Origin of the sequence: Methylocystis sp. JR02 (assembly GCF_030063565.1) — a bacterium.
GTDB lineage: Bacteria > Pseudomonadota > Alphaproteobacteria > Rhizobiales > Beijerinckiaceae > Methylocystis > Methylocystis iwaonis.
In genome coordinates this window covers 26,115-43,066 of the sequence record NZ_JASIRC010000002.1, presented here as the reverse complement: position 1 = coordinate 43,066, position 16,952 = coordinate 26,115, and the positions used below count along the sequence as shown (strand labels likewise).

Below are 16,952 nucleotides of genomic sequence, written 5' to 3'. Positions count from 1 at the left end.
CCATTGCCTGCCTCGGCGATGCCGGCCCGATGAACAGTACGGCCGCTGGAACGCTCGGAAGGAACCACGCCATCCTCAATCTGGGACGTGCTGTCGAGCGCGCGCCATTGCTTTTAGCGGGCGGACATAGGGTCTAGCGCGGTCGAAGATGCCCTATGCTGCGCTCTGCCGCCAAAGTAATGCGCGCCTCGAGCGCCTCGTTGCTTACCTCGTAATTTGTGAAGTCGCCGTCATTGGCGAAAACGCCGATCGGCAGCGTCATGGACTGGAAGAAGCTGAACAGCGGTCGAAGCTGATGGTCGATGACCAACGCATGGCGATCGCTCCCCCGCAAGCCGCGAGCAGGACAGGCTTACCGATCAAGGCCTCGTAGTCTATGAGATCGAAAAGATGCTTGAAAAGCCCAGTGTAGGATCCCCGATAGACCGGCGTCGAAACCACGAGCGCGTCTGCCGATTCAATCGTGCGGATTGCTTCGGCGATGCGCGGGGGCGCGCCCTTCGGAGAGAGGACGCCGCCTAGTTCGGCGGCCAGATCGGCAATCTCTACGGAATGGATGTCGAAAGATCCTTGACTGGCGAGCTTTCTCGCAATGGCGGCGGCGAGCGCAGCCGAGCGCGAAGGCCGACTCAAGCCGCCCGAGACCGTGACAAGTTTCACTTTGCTCATCGCTGTTCCTTAGTCTGTTTCAGTTTTAGGCGTTTTGGAGTCGAGCCGCGGCGGAAGGGGTCAATCGAGTAAGGTCGAGTTGATGACGCATCCTTCGGCTCTTGCTTTCCAAATAGCGGATGTTTTCATGCGTTGCCGCCGCATGGAGAGAGACAACCTCCTTGATTGCGACGCCCAGAGAGGTCAGCGCTTCTGTCTTGGCGGGATTGTTGGTCATCAGGCGGACGCTGGTCACGCCAAGGAGAGTCAGGATTCCTGCCGCGGCGCCATAGTTTCGGGCGTCGACCGGCAAGCCGAGCATTAAATTCGCATCGACTGTGTCCGCTCCTTGATCCTGTAGCTCGTAAGCGCGCAATTTTTGCGTCAGCCCGATCCCCCGCCCCTCGTGGCCCCGAAGATATATCAAGACCCCTCTGCCCTCCCGCGCGATACGCTCCAACGCGAGATTAAGCTGGGATCCGCAATCGCATCGCAGGGAGCCAAAGAGATCGCCCGTCAGGCACTCTGAATGCATTCTGACCAACGTGCCGTCCCCCTCGACCGGCCCCATGACAATCGAAAGGTGTTCTGCCCCGTCCGCAGCTCTGAAAACATGAGTGGTAAAATCACCATAACGCGTCGGCAAACGTGAAACCGATATGCGCGTGGGACGCTCATTCTGCTTTTGCCGATAAGCGACGAGATCATTAACTGTGATTATAGGAAGTTCGTGCCGCTTCGCGAATTCGATCAGCTCCAGCCGCCGCGCCATTTCGCCGTCGTCGCGAACGATTTCACAGAGTGCGCCAACGGGCGCGAATCCGGCGAGGGAGGCGAGTTCGCTGGCCGCCTCTGTATGACCCGGGCGACCGAGGATCCCATCAGGGTGTCGCCGCAGAGGAAAGACATGGCCTGGACGCAGGAAACTGTCAGCCCCGCTCGCCGAGGAGCCAAGCGCGCGCACGGTGGCGCTCCTTTCGCTCGCGGAGATGCCGGTGGTAGAGCCCTGAAGATCGACCGAGACTGTAAAGGCGGTGCCATACGCGTCGCCGCTCCGAGCAACCATCAATGGAAGTTCCAAGCGGTCCGCCCATTCGTTCGGCATGGCGACGCAGACGACGCCACTCGAATGACGAACGAGAAACGCCATTGCTGCCGGCGTCATTTTCTCGGCGGGGAGAATGAGATCGCCCTCGTTCTCCCGCCTTTCGTCGTCGACGACGACGACAAATCGCCCGAGCCGTTGCGCCTCGATCGCCTGCTCAATTGTCGAAAACGTCATGCCTTCGTCCTTAGGAATAAAAGGAAGGCGTTGGATAGACGCCATTCAGCGCCCAATCGCCGATTTCTTTGAGTTTGTGATCGAGCGGATCGTGCAGCGTGTGCGTTCGCGCATTTCGCCAGAAGCGGTCCAGCCGAAGGCGCGCCGTCGTCGCTCTAGCCCCCATCACATCGAACACACGGCTGCCGACCTCGAGCGCTGCACGCGACCCAACGGCTTTCGCGCTGGCGATCTCAATCGCCAAGGCGCCCCGCTCATCGGCCGAGATGGCGTCGCCCCTCGACCATGCATGTTGAAAGGCGGCTACTGCGTTGCTAGCAAGAGCTTCCGCAGCTTTGACCTGCGCCGTAAGCTCGCCGAGCGTATGCAGGTTGAACGGATCCGAGCCAATGCGAACGGCGCCCTCCTTGGGCAGGCCACTGATATATGCAATTGCTTCACCGAGCGCGCCACGCGCGAGTCCCGTGTAAATGTTGACGAGAATGAGCTGGGCCAGACAGGGCCGCAAGGCGCCAAAGGGCGAACCGAGCGGCCCGGGCGAAAGGAGAAGCTCGTCCGAAGTCACGCGAACATTCGAGAAGGAAACCGAGCCGCTATCGGTCTGCCGTTGTCCCATATTGTCCCAATCATGATGAACGGTAACTCCCGCTCGCCGCGTCGGGAAGGCGGCGACTTTGAGTTTGCCATCTACATCATGCGCGGAAACGATGAGCATGTCAGAATCAGTTGCGCCCGAGCAGAAGCTCTTTTCGCCGTCGAGCCGGAAGCCGCCTGCGTCGGCCCACAACTTGAGGCGCGTATCCTTAGGATTGAGCGCGTTGCCCCAAAACCAATTCTCGCGCGCGCTGCACTCCATCAGCTTTCGGGCCTGTTCGGCAGAGCCGAAAAATTGTAGCGTCGCGATCATGAGATGATGAAACGCAAAGAGATGCGCGAGCGAACTGTCAACCGCGGCGATCTTTCTGACGATCTCGAAAATGTTGATCCAGTCGGCCCCAGCCCCCCCGAGTTCCTTCGGAATCGACAGTTGCAGCAACCCGCTTTCACGAATGAAATCGCGTTCGCGCTTCGCCGTCCCGCCTTCATGATCGCGCTCGGCAGCCGTCTTCGCCAAAGCGAAGAGAAGGTTGTCGAGGATCGCTGCTTCGTCGCCGGCGTCGCGGCTTGAAGATCTCGTCATCTCTTTTCTCCGCTTATACCGCGGCCGATGGCACCGCGGCGGACGAGCTCTTCGCGGTCGCGACGATGCTTCCGAACGGGCCGGTAATTTTGCGACCCGGCAGAACCCCACGGGGACCAATCCCAAACCTCGGGAAAAGTAATTCGGCAAAGCGATAGGCTTCCTCCAAATGAGGGTAGCCCGACAGGACAAAGCTATCGACGCCGAGCGCTTGATATTCGCGCAGCCGGGCCTCAACCTGATCGGGATTTCCGACGAGGGCCGTCCCGGCGCCGCCGCGCTTCAGGCCTACGCCGGCCCAGAGGTTTGGACTGACCTCGAGATCCTCCCGCGCGCGGCCCGCGCCTTTCCGCAATTGCAACATGCGTTGCTGGCCCACGGAGTCCATGCGTTCGAAGGTCGAGAGCGCGTCTTTAACCGCCGCGTCATCAAGCCGGCTGATCAACTGCTCTGCGGCATGCCAGGCTTCTTCTTCCGTTTCCCTTACAATCACATGCAGGCGAACCCCGAAGCGCAAGGTGCGCCCATATTGCGCGGCGCGCGCCTTGACGTCGGCAATTTTTTCAGCAACCGCGGCCGGCGGCTCGCCCCATGTGAGATAAGCGTCCACCGATCGGGCGGCGAGATCATGCGCCGGCGCCGACGAACCCCCGAAGTAAAGCGGCGGCCTTGGCTGCTGTACCGGCGGGAATAGGAGCTTACCTCCTTCAATCGAGAAGAACTCGCCCTGAAAGTTCACGCTACCTTCCACGTGGCTCGCGCGTAAAATTTCATCCCAAGCGTCGACGAATTCAGCGGAGAGGGCGTAGCGTTGCGCATGATCCAAAAACAGACCGTCTCCTGCGAGTTCCTCCGGATCGCCGCCAGCCACGAGATTGATTAGCAGCCGACCCTGCGAAAGACGATCTAGCGTCGCCGTCATACGCGCGGCGAGCGCTGCTTGCATGAGGCCAGGTCGCAGCGCGACAAGGAACCGAAGGTTTCGAGTCGAGCTGATGAGGCTAGAGGCTACAATCCATGGATCTTCACATGAGCGACCACTCGGGATCAAAACGCCATAGTAGCCCAGATTATCCGCAGCGATTGCGATTTGCTGAATATATTCAAAGTTCGCCGTACGGGCGCCTTCCTCCGCGCCGAGATACCGAGAGTCGCCATGCGTCGGAATGTACCACAATATTTCCATGATGCGTTCCATGATCGAGGGGAAGGCCTGCAGCCGCCGCGATTGTTGCCTGAGCATTCCAGGCTATTGGCGCAAGACTTGGGCCAGCATCGAAACCTTGCAATTGCGGGAGGAATCAATATGCGCTGCTGCAAATGCAGCAGCGCATATCGGGCCTCTGCGGCGCCTGCAACAGTAGCGCCTATGCGATATCGAGGCCCAAGACTCTAACTGCGTTGCGCCAGGCAACCTTCTCCGCAATTTCATCTGGCAGACGAAGCCCAGCTAAATCCGCGATGCTCTGCCCGATCGGGCGGAACGGGTAAGACGAACCGAACAGAAGCTGGTCGCTCAGAAATCCCTTTGCAGCCTCGGCATAACGCTCGCCGCCCGGCGCAAAGAGATACATGTCGGGGGAAACGAAAACATTTTCATGCCGGAACGCCACGCCAAGCATGGCATCGATCTGCGGATAGAAGGCATGACAGCAGATGAGCGAGAGATTGGGAAAAGTCCTCGCGACCCGGTCGACAGCAAGCGGGTCATTGTGCCGCAAATCGGGTGTCGTCGGACCCGACATCAAAAACACCGGCGCATTCTCCTTTTCGCAAGCCGCATAGATCGGAAAGAGCGTTTCGTCGTCATGAGCGATCGGCCGGCCGTAAAAACCGGGATCCACATTGATGCCGATCAACTGCAGGGCATCCAAGCAACGGCGAACCTCTCGAACCGCCTCGTCGCCTGGAAGCGCTTGAGGATCAACCGAACCAACGCCGAGAAGACGCCCCGCGGAGCGTTGCGATAATTCCGAAAGCGCATCGTTCGAAATGCGCACCTGCGGCGTGCTTCGGCCGACCATGATCGCGACGTCGATCGACGCCTGCTCGATCTCCTTTAGGAACGACGGCAAATCAGGCGACCGCGTGAAGTGGTCTATATCCCTCGAGCCCAAGCGCCGATTGACCCAGCGAACTGTCTCAAATTCCGGGGAAGACGGATCCGCTCCGAAGAATGGATGAAGGAAAGAGGGCCGCGCACGCATGTCCACGACATGCCGCGTCAATTTTTGTGAAGTCATTTCGCCTCTTGATCTTTCCCGTTGATTTTAGCGCGACGCGCGCTCTGCGGGCCGACCAACTCAGCAAGCATGGCGCCGCGCAAACGACGCCGCAATTTTCGGGTCGGAACGGACTTCTCCGAAGCGCTGCTGCTGCAAATGCAGCAGCATAACCGGCGCCCATTGTTGCAATTGCAAATTGCGCCGCTCGAAGCGCCGAACCATCTGATTGAATTCACGCAATAAACATCTTTGGCACGCCGCCTGCTGTTATCGAGTGGCACACAGGCCGCTCCTCCTCAAGCGCGTAGCGCATGAAGCCGCGGTAGGGATTCCATGCGGCTCTCACGAAAGGAGACGATTATGACTGGCGCGTCCTCGCCTTCATCGCAGCAGGATACACAACCCATCAAATTCGCCTATTGGGTTCCCAATGTTTCCGGCGGTCTCGTGATCAGCAAGATCGAACAGCGGACAAGTTGGGATATCGACTACAACCGAAAGCTTGCTCAGATCGCGGAATCCTCCGGCTTCGAATATGCTCTAACGCAAATTCGCTTCACTGCGGGATATGGAGCGGAGTATCAGCACGAGTCTGTGAGCTTCTCCCATGCTCTGCTTGCCGCGACGGAAAGGCTCAACGTCATCGCCGCAATCTTGCCGGGTCCTTGGCATCCCGCGGTGATCGCGAAGCAAGTGGCGTCGATCAGCCAATTTACCGGCGGTCGGCTTGCGGTAAACATAGTTTCAGGATGGTTTCGCGGCGAGTTTCAGGCGATTGGCGAACCTTGGCTAGATCACGACGAGCGTTATCGCCGTTCAGAGGAATTCATCCGAGTCCTTCGTGGCGTCTGGGCCGAGGATAATTTCACCTTCGCAGGGGACTTCTATCGCTTCCGAAATTACACGTTGAAACCCAAGCCTTCATCGCCGCCGGAAGTCTTCCAGGGCGGCAGCTCCCGCGCCGCCCGTGATATGGCGTCGCGTGTGTCCGATTGGTATTTCACCAACGGCAACACGGTTGACGGCGTCAAGAAGCAGGTGGACGACATCCGCGCCAAGGCGGCTCAGACCGGCCACCATGTAAAGATCGGCGTCAACGCTTTCGCAATCGTAAGGGCGACGAAGGAAGAGGCGAACAAGGTCCTCGACGAGATCTTGTCTGGCGCTGATCCCGAGGCCGTGCGCGCGTTCCACCATGAAGTGCAGAACGCCGGCAATGCTTCCCCCGAGCGCGAGGGCAACTGGGCGAAATCGTCATTCGACGATCTGGTCCAGTACAACGACGGCTTCAGGACAAATCTCATCGGCGCACCCGAAGAAGTGGCGCAACGCATCGTCGAACTGAAATCCGTCGGCGTCGATCTCGTTCTCCTTGGCTTTCTGCACTTCCAAGAGGAAGTCGAGTTCTTTGGCAAGCACGTCATCCCCTTGGTGCGTGCCCTGGAAGCAAAGGAAGCGGCGTGGGCCGCCGCCTGATCCCGGCAAGCATGCCGGGCAAAGCGCATATCTCCCTAGGAAGGCGTGAAGTAGATGTCGGACAACAAAAAAGAGCAGGCTTTCACGAAACTCGACGAGGTCATCGAGAAGGTCGTAGTGGCCAACGCGGAACGCAACGACGAGCAATCCATCTTTCCTCGAGAAAACCTGGATGCGCTTGCCGTCGCAGGTTGGACGCGTGTCTTGATCCCCGAGGAATATGATGGACTGGGCTTTGATCACCTGGCCTTTTCCGAGGCGGCATACCGTATCGGACAAAGGGACGCCTCTACCGGGCTCGTTTATGTCATGCATGTCGGCGCCGCTCAGACACTCAATCTCTACGGCACGCATGACCAGAAGCTGCGCTGGTTGAAGCCGCAAAATGGCAAGCATTTGCTCGGCACCTATTCGACGAGCGAACGCGCCTCGGGCGGCCACTGGTGGTATAATTTTTCGGAAGCATCCCGCGATGGCGATGACTATATCGTCAATGCGGAAAAGTCATTCACCACTTCCGCAGGCAAGGCGGACTACTACATCACGCAAACGCGCACGCCTGGCGCGCGTGACCAATGCGACATCTCATTCTTCATCGTGGATAGCGCGACGCCTGGAATCACGCCTGGTCCGTGGAATGCGTTGGGCGTGCGTGGCAATCACTCTGGCCCCATTCGATATGACGGCGTGAAAGTGCCGCAACGGGACCGGCTTGGCGCGGAAAACCAGGGCAAAGACATCGTCTACAATGGCGTTTCGCCGGTCTATCTGATCGGACTCGGCGCTGTTTGGGAGGGCGTCGCCCGCGGCGCCTATGATACGGCGGTCGCGCACATCAAGAATTCGATCCATAAGGACACCAACAAGCGTCTCGCGGATTATCAAGCGGTCAGACAAGAACTCGCAAAGGCGAAAGTCCAGATCGAGTCGCTTGGCCCCTGGCGCCGGGAGCTGGCCGCGCGGCTCGACGCGCTGTGGCGCGCCAACGCTCCACAAGCCGAGCTATTGATAGCTCTGACGGAGTTCAAAGTTCACGCTTCGGAGATTGCGAATCTTTCCGCCGGCGCGGCCCTCACGGTCACTGGCGGATATGGGTACAAGAAGGGCGCCTTGGAGCGCTATTTCCGCGACGCCCGAGCCGGCATCGGAATGGGACCCTCCAACATCATCGCTCGGGACTGGATCGGCAAGGCATCCGTGGGGCTGCCCTTGGAGTTGTTCTACGAAAACGGCGAATAAGGCTTCCCCAACATCCACAATTTTACATCAAGGAATGAAGGCGGATTCCTTCATTCCACGACCTCCAAGGAAAACGTCCATGAAAGAACTCGCGTTCTTATCGTTCGCGGTATGCGCTCTCGCATCCAGCGTTGCGTCGGCAGCGGATTTGCCGAGCAGAAAGCTTGCGCCCCCGCTACCTGTCGTCGCCGTCGACGATTATCAACCCTTCCAGATTCGCTTGCGCGCGACGGCGCTCATCCCCGACGGCTCCTTTACGATTTTCGATCGTTACGGAATTGTTCCCGCCGCCACAGGCATCGTGTCGGGCGCGCCTGGCGGAAAGATTTTCGGGGCGGGCGTGGATGTATCGAACTCGGTTATCCCGGAGATCGATCTCAGCTATTATTTCAACAAAAATTTCGCCGTCGAAACAATCGCAGGATATACCCGGCATAAGCTGACGGCGACAGGTCCGCTCGCCAATATTCCCGTTGGCTCGACAAACCTGCTCCCCGTGTCCTTACTCGCGCAATATCACGTCACTGATCTCGGCGCGTTTCAACCCTATATCGGCGTCGGCGTCACATGGGCCGTGCCTTACGCTTATGGGCCCGGAAACGGCTGGACCCCGCTCGTCACCGCGCTTGGCTTCACCGGATTCAATTCTGTGCGAGACCTGCAAATCGGCCAGTCCGTCGGCGTGGCCGGTCAGATCGGGTTCGATTACATGATCACGCCCAATATTGGCATAAACGTCGATCTCAAACGCATCATGGCCCAACCGACAGCCTATGCGACGATCTACAACACCGCGCTCAATCAGAATATCTATGTTCGAGTGCAATCCAATCTCGACCCATGGCTCGCCAGCGTCGGCGCGACCTTCCGTTTCGGGGGCGCCTCTCCGGCGCCCGTGCTGGCCAAATATTAAGGAGGCGCCGCGGCTCGCTCTACGAGCCGCGCCACACCGCATCGGCGATAGCGGCGCGGGCGGGCAATTGTCCCGAGCTGAGATAAGCGTCAGCAATCGCTTGCTGCTCTTCGATGATCTCATCGTCGAGAGGCTGCGGCCGGAACTCTAACCGATTCAAATGACGCTCGGCGACAGAGTGGTCGAGGTTCAAGCAGCGGGCAATAGCCCTAAGATCGTTTGGCTGCCTGGCCGCTCGGCTCGCGCCCAGGGCGCGAATCTCTGTAAAAATCGCTTCGATAATTTGTGGATGCCCGACGGCGAATAAGCGGCGTGCAACATAGAATTGTCGATTCACGACATGTTCTGAACCATCGAGGAGAATACGCGCAGCGTCATTGTCCCGCGCCACGCTGAGGAGGGGTTCCCAAATCCCCCAGGCGTGGATAGCGCCACCTTTGAGGTCGTCGAGCAAATCGAGACTGGGAGGGATGTATATTGGTTCGATATCCGCACGCGAGAGCCCTCTCCTCTTCAGGGCCGTCATCAGGAAATAATCCGCATTCGACCAGCGGCTGAACGCCACTTTTTTTCCTCTCAGATCGTCGACGGTGCGGATGTTTCGATCGGCGACGACAATGGCGACGTCGCTGGGCGCCGGTGGTTCGAATCCTACATAGAAGAATGACACCCCCATAGCGACGGCGAACACGGTTGCTGCTTCGCCCGTAACGCCAAAATCAATCTCGCCGCGCCCTATTGCATCGAGTATGTCGGGCCCGGAATTGAATTCCCGCCATTCCGCGTGAAAGCCCAAGGACGCCAATCTGGCGTCGAGAGAACCTAACGCTTTCAGAGCCGCAAGAGTGCCGAATTTCTGATAACCCAGCCGCGTGACATTTATATCTTTATCTCGGGTTTTTCCGTTGGTTGGCGCACGGAATTTCTTGCGTGGCGCTATCATGCCCATATGAGCAAGATGCGTGCGCAACGCGTTGCGTGTCAGTCCGAGCTTTTCGGCGGCGTGAACTTGATTTCCGCCCTCGCGTTGGAGTGCGGTTGAGACGAGCGACCGAGTGACGAACTCGAAAAGATTTATTTCACCGCGAGAAATAGCTCCTTCGAAGAGTTGACGAAGTTGTTCTTCGAAATCTAGCGATAGTTCGATTTGAGCAGCGGACGATTCGACGATCGGCACATGCTGAACGAGCGAGCCATTTGTTAGTAGGAGCGCATTGTGAAGAACATTCTCTAGTTCGCGAATGTTCCCTGGCCAGCTATAATTCATCAACTTTTGTAACGCGCCGGGGGTCAGCTCCGGATCACGGCGACCGAGCTTCTCTCCGTAAAGCTTCAAAAAGTAATCAGCTAGCGGCTTGACGTCCCCTTTTCGCGCGCGCAACGGGGGCAAATGAATCGTCGCGACATTCAACCTGTAGAATAGGTCGTTGCGAAAGGTCTTGGCTTGCACGGCCGCATCGAGATTGACGTTGGTCGCGGCGATGAGCCGAACATCAATTGGACGCGGGCGACGCGAACCGACACGGACGATTTCTCGCTCTTGCAAGACGCGCAACAATTTCACCTGCATAGGCGGGGGGAGGTCTCCGATCTCATCAAGAAGCAACGTGCCTCCGTTGGCGGCCTCGAACCAACCCATTTCTGTCTTCAAGGCGCCCGTGAACGCTCCTTTCTCATGCCCGAATAGTTCAGCTTCGATGAGCGTTTCACTGAACCCCCCGCAATTCACAGCGAGAAATGGCCCGTTTTTGCGCTTGCTGTGGGCATGAATGTAACGTGCGACCAGCTCCTTTCCGGTCCCAGTCTCTCCGATGACCAAAACGGTGGCGTCGCTTGGCGCGACGCGAAGGATGTCTTCCTTCATCTTCAGCGACAACGGATCTTCGAACACCATCGCAGTGGCGCGACTTGTGGCGCCACGTGGCACGCCGGAGACGGTCTCCACGCCCGCCCGGCTCTTGCCCTGAACCACGACTGAGAGGGACGAGGGGTCGCAAGCCATTTCCACGCTCCGATTAGTTTATAATATTGATAAACTAACTGAGATGATGTTTCAACCGCGACGGTTCTGCCCAAATTTTTGAGCCTGTCGGCTTGAATCGTCGGGCTCAGGATCCGCTGACGCGTCTGAACGGGATGACCCGGCGCATCGCGCCGTCGAACTGCCAAACCATGGTTCTCGGTCCCACCGGCTCATGCAAGGCACTCGTGGCGAAAGCGCTGAAAAACGCCAACGCCCGCCCGCTCGGCTCGATTCACTGCGGCGCAACTCCTGCGGGGCTGACCGAAAGCGAAGATTGCTCGAGGCGCGGACGCGTCGCTCGACTCATAAGGTGGCAGCCGTAATTTTTTATCCCGCGACCATCTATGCCGCGCAACAGCGGTCCAAAGAGCCCACATCTCCCCTGCCGCGATCGACGGTCAGTCGAACGAGCGACCTCGTTCGGTCACCATCATGTTCTCGAACTTGCTTTCTCCCGTTCATGCTATGTTTAAAAGTTTCTAAGACCTGCCTACGCAAAGCCCAGCCGCGGCGTTCGCGAGTGGGGCGCCCATTCGATCTTGGGGGCGAGCGAAAGAGCACGCGTCACAAGACGCGAAAAAGGCGCTTTCAAAAAGCTATTGGTTTCGTATATTTAGAGGTGCGGCGATCGTCGGGGATTTCAAATGACGCTATCCGGTCGTCAGAGCAACAGGGTGATTTGGCTCACTCCGAGGCAGGGCCAAAGCCTGGAGACGCGGTTCCTTATCCACGGCCTTGCCGCCTTCCTGGCTTTCGTGATGGCGACATCTCTCGCGGCAGAGTTTTTGGCGCAGTCCATCGTCGCCTGGATGGGGCCCGGTAGAGGTTTCGTGCTGAGCTTTCTTTCCGCATCTAGTTTTCTGTAGAGGCCGAGCGGGCGGTATAAAGAGCCGGTGCTTTCGGACACGCAGCTAATGCCATCCCAGCAGGCACACATTCGTCCACACCTGCTCGAAGCCGTTCCAGACAAATTGGAAGCAGTCGCTTCCAAAGTCGTGACCCTTGTAGCACGTCGGGCAATCGAGGCGTAGCGGCATGGGACGTACGAGGACGGGTCGAGCGTCGTAGATCGTGGCCGCGCATGCGGTCATCGGCGTAAGCGCCGCGGTTGCGAGAAGGGCGACGCCCGCCATTGAGCGGATGGAGCGCATATTCATGAGGAGGCCCTTCTGCCAAAGCTGCTTCAAGCCGCATCTATCGCGCTCGGTCGCGGCGACAAGCAGCAAGTATGGACAACGGGCGCTTGCCTCGCCGGCTGCTCCTACGGAAAGGCTCTTGGCTGGGCGCAATAGAGCCTTGCAACCGGGCGCGAGAAGGAATGGCTTTGGGACGTCACGCCTCGAGCTATGCGCTCGGACCCGAGCCAGAAACCTTCACAAACGAAATTTTGAAAGTCGCGCCCCCGCCCGGCGTCTCCTCTAGAGAGAGCGCGCCTCCCATCAGTTCGACCAGCTCTTTCGAGATCGCCAATCCGAGCCCAGCGCCCTTTCCGCTGGTCTCGCGGCGCCAGAATGGTTCGAAAATTTTGTCCCGATCGGACGGCGATACGCCATTGCCGTGGTCGACGACCTCGATCACGGCGGGCTCAAGGACGCGCACCTGAATGACGCCGCCTTCCGGCTCGGCGCGAAGCGCATTGTTCAGGAGATTTGTCACCACGCATTCGAGCGCCCATTTGTGCAGGCGGAGACCGATTCGGCTGCGCGGCTGTTCGAAGGCTATGTTCCGTTTGTTTTCGATCACGAGAGGCGTGAAATCGGCAATCAACGCAAGGACGGTCGTCCCAAGATCGAGATCATCGACCTCCTTCTCGCATGGAACTGAAAAACGCGCTGTGGCGAGCAATTGCTCGACAATCGACTGAATGCGGTGAATATCCCGCCGCATGTCGCGCCTGAAGGCCTCATTATCGGGATTATCGGCGTGAGCGCGCATGATCGCGATCGGCGTCCGCAATTCATGCGCCGCATTCGCCGAAAAACGGCGCTGCGCCGCGACGCCGGCGTCGAGGCGAGTCAGCGCGCCATTGACCGCGTCGATAAAAGGAACAACCTCCTTCGGAGCGTCGTCCGAGGAGATGCGTCGATGAAGCGTATTTACGTCGATCGCGGCAATGTCGGCGGCCGCGGCGCGCAATGGCGCGAGCCCGTGCCGAACGACAACCCATCCGACAAGGACCGCGCCAAATATGCCCGGCGCAATCACGATCGCCGTGTGCAAGGTCAGGAACAGCCTTGCGACCTCGTAAAGGTCTTCCCATGCAAAGCGGTAGCCGTAGACGGCGATCACGAACCGGCCGATCGCCGTCTCGATGAGCCGCAGGCTGCCGCGCGCGCGCTTGGCCTCGTCCCCGGGTAGATGAAATTTCAACGCCAGGGCGTCGATCCGATCGAGACCGGCGAGCGCCGCGACGAGCTCCGGCGACGAGCCGGGCAGCGCTTTTTTCGTTTGCGGGTCGACAACGGCGTATCGCGCCTGAGGATTGGCGATCATATAGTCGCGCAGCGCCGCGGTCGGTTGAATGATAGCGTTCTCGTCCGGCGTGCGCGTGAGCGACTTCTGGACCAGGGCGATGAGCCGATACTCTCCCCACTCGTCCGGGCTCATCGCCGAGGCGGCGCCCAAGCCCAAAATGGAGATGGCGAACTCCATGAGGGGAACGAGAAAGACGATTGCCACGAATTGCGCCGCCGCGAGGCTGACGATCAACCGGAAAGATATGGATTGCCGCGCGCTCACGCTTGCGGCGCTCGCGCAATCATATAACCAATGCCGCGCGCCGCATGTATCTCGACCTGTGCGCCGAGATCGTGCAGCCGTTTGCGCAAACGCGAGACGAGAATGTTCAGGGCGTTGCCCTGCACGTCGTCATCGAATCCGTAGACTTCGTCCTGAAGCTGGTTGCGCAGGACGATACGGCCGGAATTCCGCATCAAAGCTTCGAGCAAAGCGAGCTCGCGTCTATGGAGCACCAAGGGCTTTCCGTCGATCGACACCTGATGACTAGCAAGATCGAATGAGAGCTTGCCGAGAACGACGGGCGGCGGCGCCTCCGCGCCGGGGCGCCGCAGGCAGGCCCTGATCCGGGCCATCATCTCGTCGAGATCGAAGGGCTTTGCGAGATAATCATCCGCCCCGGCATCGAGTCCGCAGATACGGTCGCTCACGGTCTCGTAAGCGGTCAAGACAAGAACACGGATGCCGGGCTGCAACCGCTTGAGATCCGGCAGAAGCTCGAGCCCGTCGCCGTCCGGGAGTCTGCGGTCGAGAAGCGCAAGCCCGTAATGGTGACATTGCAGAGCGGCCCGCGCTTCCTCCAACGCGCCGACATAGTCCGCGATAAAGCCGGATCTGCCCAGACGCGCCACGATGGCCCGCGCCATCTCCGGCTCGTCTTCGACTAGCAGCGCACGCATTTCGTCAGGCAGTTTGCCGTCAGGCGCGCGTCAGGGAGAAGAAATTGGGGCATTGATCGTTCCGCCGCAAGCGAACAGCTTCGTAGCTAAAACAAAATATGGCGTTTTTGCAACAGTCGCGCGGAAGCACGGGGACGGCGCCCGCACGTTATCTCCGTGAAAGCTTGGCTGCCTATACCCCGCGCCGGGATGCGGCAACTTCCCGACGAAAGAGCGCTCTAGGAGGCCATTTTGCTCAATCGCAATCAACTACTGGGACATGTGTGCGCGGGGGCGCTGGCGGTTTCATATGCGGGCGACGCCGTCGCTCAACAGAATTTACCCACGATCGACGTCGGCGCAGCGGCGCGATCTCACGCGCAAGGGGCTTCCCGGCCAGCGCCTGCGAGTCAGGCGTCCTCGAATCAACGTGACAGCGGCCCCCCAGTCCGGCAGACGACGGCTGGTCCGGTCCGCGGCTATCAAGCGCTGACGTCGCGCGCCACGCGCTTCGAGACGCCGATCAAAGAATTGCCGATGTCGATCGTGGTGATCCCGCGCAAGCTCATCGACGATCAGCAAGCGGTTTCCCAAAGCGAAGTTTTCCGAAACGTCTCGGGCCTGCAGCCGGTCAGTCCGCTGTTTCCAGGCGAACTTGGTCCGAGCCTGCGCGGCATGCGCGCAGAACGTTACATCGATGGCTTGCCGAATTACTATGATCTCGGCGTGCGCGACCTCCTCGTCAACGTCGAGCGGGTCGAGGTGTTGAAGGGGCCGGCCAGCATCCTCTTTCAGGGCGGCGCGAGCCCGGTCGGCGGCGTGGTCAATATCGTCTCTAAGCTGCCGACGCCGGACCGCTTCGCGGAAGCGGGAATTCGCGGCGGCGGCTACAGCTTCGCAAGCCCCTATATCGATATTAATCAGCCGCTTACCGAGAACAAGAGCGTTTTGTTCCGGCTGACCGCGCAATATGAAACCACGCGTTCGAACATCGATGTTGTGCAACGGCGCAGCTATACGATCAATCCGACGATCAAAATCGCGCCGACGGATGCAACCTCGCTGATCGTGCAGGGATATCTCACCCGGCGCGAGCAGCCTGATTATCCGGGACTGCCGGCGATCGGCACGATCGACAGGACCTTCTATTCGGTGCGCCCGACCGCCTTCCTGTCCAATGCTGGGCTGCCTGCGACAAGCACGTCGTCCTCAGGGGTCACGCTCCGCTTCGATCATAAATTCGACGAGACCTTCTCGACCTTCACGAGCGCGCGCTTTTCCTCTTCGAATCTCTACGAGCCCTCACAAATTCCGTTCGGCAACAAGCCGACCTTTTACAAAGATCCATATGTCGGCGTCGTTGGCGGGCCGAGCCAGTTTTATATGGCCGACGTCATCATGGCCCAGCAGACGAAAGAAATCTCCGTCACATCGAATGTGATGGCGAAGTTCGACGCGGGGCCGACACGAAACAAGCTTCTCGTCGGCGGCGATTTCAACCGCGTCTGGGATAGCGGTTACATGTCCGGCGCCAACGCCACCCCGCCCGATCCAAAGATCCAAAAGACGTTGAACTTTTTCGGAATGGGCGCCTACGCATCCTTTTATCCGACCCTCGTCGACTTCCGCGCGCCGGTCTTGCCGCCCTACGCCTATCCGCTTCCCGGCCAGGGCGGCTACACGATTTTCAGCCGCGTCAACAACACCTATCAAAACGCAGGGCTGACGGCGCAGCTTCAATCTACGATCTTCGAGCGTTTGCATATTCTTGCCGCCGGCCGCGTCGCCTTCATCGACATTTATGCCGAGGAAGGCGCCGCCCGCCCGCCGCGGAAATTCAATTCGAGCCAGACTGCGTTTCTGCCCCGCGTCGGCGCCCTATTCGACGTGACGGACTGGCTCTCGGTCTATGGCAGTTACGCGCAAGGCCTCCGGCCGGTCTCCAGTTTCAGCGGCGCAGGCGGCGCTGCGCCGAAGCCGGAGGGATCGGAGCAATGGGAGGCGGGCGTCAAGCTGGACGGCCCGATGGGACTGTCGGGCACGCTCGCCTATTTCGATCTCAAACGGACCAATGTGGTGACGACGCTCGCGGGAAGCCTCACACAATATCAATCCGGCGAGTGGCATTCGTCCGGCATCGAGGCCGACCTCGTTTGGCAGCCGACGGCGGACCTCTCCTTCCTCGCGAGCTACGCGCATATCGACGCCAAGGTTTCCAAAGATCTGAATATCAAGCTCCAGAATGCCCCCTTGAACCTGGCGCCGGCGGACTCGGGACGCCTATGGGGGAACTACGCCTTCGACGGTTTCCTCAAGGGCTGGTCGTTTGGCGCGGGGCTTTATGCAGCTTCCGGGCAGGTGATCGAAATCGGCAGCCCCTGGAGCACGAGCGGCTATGTCACCTTCGACGCCGCCCTGACCTACAAGCACGACAACTTCACTTTCTCGGTCAACGGCAAAAATCTCTCCGATCATCAGTATTTCGTTCAATATCCGTATCTTTCCGGCCGCGTCATGCCGGGCGAGGGACGCACGTTCTTCGCCAATCTTTCCGTTCGTATGTAGGAGTAA

The 16,952-nt window shown here is 59.2% G+C and carries 17 protein-coding genes; 7 read left to right on the top strand and 10 right to left on the bottom strand.

Annotated features, from left to right (window positions below; translation table 11 throughout):
• Positions 1-133 precede the first annotated feature (133 nt).
• The 6 genes from QNA11_RS18640 to QNA11_RS18615 form a co-directional block, all read right to left on the bottom strand.
• Positions 134-262, bottom strand: coding sequence for a hypothetical protein (locus tag QNA11_RS18640; protein WP_283484285.1), 129 nt, complete (start codon positions 260-262; stop codon positions 134-136).
• Positions 259-669: an NAD(P)H-dependent oxidoreductase gene (locus QNA11_RS18635; protein WP_283484284.1), complete on the bottom strand. Its 411-nt coding sequence runs from the start codon at positions 667-669 to the stop codon at positions 259-261. The genes QNA11_RS18640 and QNA11_RS18635 overlap by 4 nt, the downstream gene beginning before the upstream one ends.
• Before the next feature lie 25 nt (positions 670-694).
• Entirely contained in the window at positions 695-1,930 is a 1,236-nt protein-coding gene (ribA, locus tag QNA11_RS18630; protein WP_283484283.1) for a GTP cyclohydrolase II, read from the bottom strand.
• Between the two features lie 10 nt (positions 1,931-1,940).
• Complete coding sequence (locus QNA11_RS18625; RefSeq protein WP_283484282.1) at positions 1,941-3,110, bottom strand: acyl-CoA dehydrogenase family protein; 1,170 nt, start codon at positions 3,108-3,110, stop codon at positions 1,941-1,943.
• 13 nt (positions 3,111-3,123) lie between these two features.
• A complete protein-coding gene (gene ssuD / locus QNA11_RS18620) occupies positions 3,124-4,296 on the bottom strand; it encodes an FMNH2-dependent alkanesulfonate monooxygenase (RefSeq protein WP_283484483.1) in 1,173 nt (390 codons plus the stop codon).
• Between the two features lie 181 nt (positions 4,297-4,477).
• Positions 4,478-5,317, bottom strand: a complete 840-nt coding sequence (locus QNA11_RS18615; protein WP_283484482.1) for an amidohydrolase family protein — start codon at positions 5,315-5,317, stop codon at positions 4,478-4,480.
• Positions 5,318-5,422: 105 nt separating this feature from the next.
• On the opposite strand from QNA11_RS18615, the gene QNA11_RS18610 reads away from it, so the two are divergent.
• The 4 genes from QNA11_RS18610 to QNA11_RS18595 all read left to right on the top strand — a co-directional run bounded on the left by QNA11_RS18610 (position 5,423) and on the right by QNA11_RS18595 (position 8,963).
• Positions 5,423-5,578, top strand: a complete 156-nt coding sequence (locus QNA11_RS18610; RefSeq protein ID WP_283484281.1) for a hypothetical protein — start codon at positions 5,423-5,425, stop codon at positions 5,576-5,578.
• Positions 5,579-5,695: 117 nt separating this feature from the next.
• Complete coding sequence (sfnG, locus tag QNA11_RS18605) at positions 5,696-6,811, top strand: dimethylsulfone monooxygenase SfnG (protein ID WP_283484280.1); 1,116 nt, start codon at positions 5,696-5,698, stop codon at positions 6,809-6,811.
• A gap of 54 nt (positions 6,812-6,865) precedes the next feature.
• Positions 6,866-8,050, top strand: coding sequence for an acyl-CoA dehydrogenase family protein (locus QNA11_RS18600; RefSeq protein ID WP_283484279.1), 1,185 nt, complete (start codon positions 6,866-6,868; stop codon positions 8,048-8,050).
• Between the two features lie 79 nt (positions 8,051-8,129).
• Entirely contained in the window at positions 8,130-8,963 is an 834-nt protein-coding gene (locus QNA11_RS18595) for an OmpW/AlkL family protein (protein ID WP_283484278.1), read from the top strand.
• A gap of 19 nt (positions 8,964-8,982) precedes the next feature.
• Here the strand turns inward: QNA11_RS18595 and QNA11_RS18590 are convergent, their stop codons facing one another.
• Complete coding sequence (locus QNA11_RS18590) at positions 8,983-10,965, bottom strand: sigma 54-interacting transcriptional regulator (protein ID WP_283484277.1); 1,983 nt, start codon at positions 10,963-10,965, stop codon at positions 8,983-8,985.
• A gap of 92 nt (positions 10,966-11,057) precedes the next feature.
• On the opposite strand from QNA11_RS18590, the gene QNA11_RS18585 reads away from it, so the two are divergent.
• The gene (locus QNA11_RS18585) at positions 11,058-11,309 is read left to right on the top strand and encodes a sigma 54-interacting transcriptional regulator (protein ID WP_283484276.1); all 252 of its coding nucleotides are present in this window, start codon (positions 11,058-11,060) and stop codon (positions 11,307-11,309) included.
• Positions 11,310-11,660: 351 nt separating this feature from the next.
• Entirely contained in the window at positions 11,661-11,852 is a 192-nt protein-coding gene (locus QNA11_RS18580) for a hypothetical protein (protein WP_283484275.1), read from the top strand.
• A gap of 45 nt (positions 11,853-11,897) precedes the next feature.
• Here the strand turns inward: QNA11_RS18580 and QNA11_RS18575 are convergent, their stop codons facing one another.
• From QNA11_RS18575 to QNA11_RS18565, 3 genes are all read right to left on the bottom strand, one after another.
• Positions 11,898-12,173, bottom strand: coding sequence for a hypothetical protein (locus QNA11_RS18575; protein ID WP_283484274.1), 276 nt, complete (start codon positions 12,171-12,173; stop codon positions 11,898-11,900).
• A gap of 157 nt (positions 12,174-12,330) precedes the next feature.
• Positions 12,331-13,725, bottom strand: a complete 1,395-nt coding sequence (locus QNA11_RS18570) for a sensor histidine kinase (protein WP_283484273.1) — start codon at positions 13,723-13,725, stop codon at positions 12,331-12,333.
• Positions 13,722-14,402 carry a response regulator transcription factor gene (locus tag QNA11_RS18565; protein WP_202073184.1) on the bottom strand — a complete coding sequence of 227 codons (681 nt, stop codon included), beginning with the start codon at positions 14,400-14,402 and terminating at the stop codon, positions 13,722-13,724. Before QNA11_RS18565 ends, QNA11_RS18570 begins: the two co-directional genes overlap by 4 nt.
• A 231-nt stretch (positions 14,403-14,633) precedes the next feature.
• Between QNA11_RS18565 and QNA11_RS18560 the strand changes: the two genes are divergently transcribed.
• Positions 14,634-16,946, top strand: coding sequence for a TonB-dependent siderophore receptor (locus QNA11_RS18560; protein WP_283484271.1), 2,313 nt, complete (start codon positions 14,634-14,636; stop codon positions 16,944-16,946).
• Positions 16,947-16,952: the final 6 nt, after the last annotated feature.